The organism is bacterium, from assembly GCA_024224155.1.
In the GTDB taxonomy this organism is placed as follows: domain Bacteria; phylum Acidobacteriota; class Thermoanaerobaculia; order Multivoradales; family JAHEKO01; genus CALZIK01.
Map to the genome: position 1 here is coordinate 1 of JAAENP010000301.1, position 607 is coordinate 607.

Sequence of the window (607 nt, forward strand, 5' to 3'; positions counted from 1 at the left end):
AGTACCGAGTGATGCTGGCTTTGACCCGGTCGCCGGCTCTTCGGCTACGGACGACGATCAGAAGATCGTCGGCGTAGCGAGCGAAGCGGTGCCCGCGCCGTTCCAACTCTCGGTCGAGGTCATCCAACAGGATGTTGGCGAGCAGCGGAGAGAGCGGCGAGCCTTGCGAGGCTCCTTTCTCCGTCGCCTGGATGTGGTCCCCAACCCGAACGCCGGCACGCAGGAAGCGCCCGATGAGAGCCAGCAAACGCCGGTCTCTCACCTTGCGGGCGACGCGGACCATGAGCACGTCGTGGTTGATCTGGTCGAAACACTTCTCCAGATCCAGATCCACGGCGATGCGGTAGCCCTCGCCGGCCCAGCGCTGAACCTGCCGGAGTGCTCCATGCGCTCCGCGTCCGGGACGAAAGCCGAAGCTCGACTCGGAGAAGTCCGGGTCGAAGATCGGCGTGAGGACCTGATGGATGGCTTGCGCGATCAACCGATCGACAACGGTCGGTATCCCGAGCAGTCGAACCCCTCGGCCCATGGGCTTCGGGATCTCTACCCGCCGCACAGGCTGCGGCGAGTAGCTACCGTCCAGCAAGGCTTGGCGGATGGCGGGCCA

At 65.1% G+C, this 607-nt stretch carries 1 protein-coding gene; it reads right to left on the reverse strand.

Features of this window, described 5'->3' with window-relative positions; genetic code table 11:
* Window positions 1-607 (reverse strand): group II intron reverse transcriptase/maturase (locus GY769_15875; protein ID MCP4203397.1); only part of this gene is annotated, 607 nt, incomplete at both ends.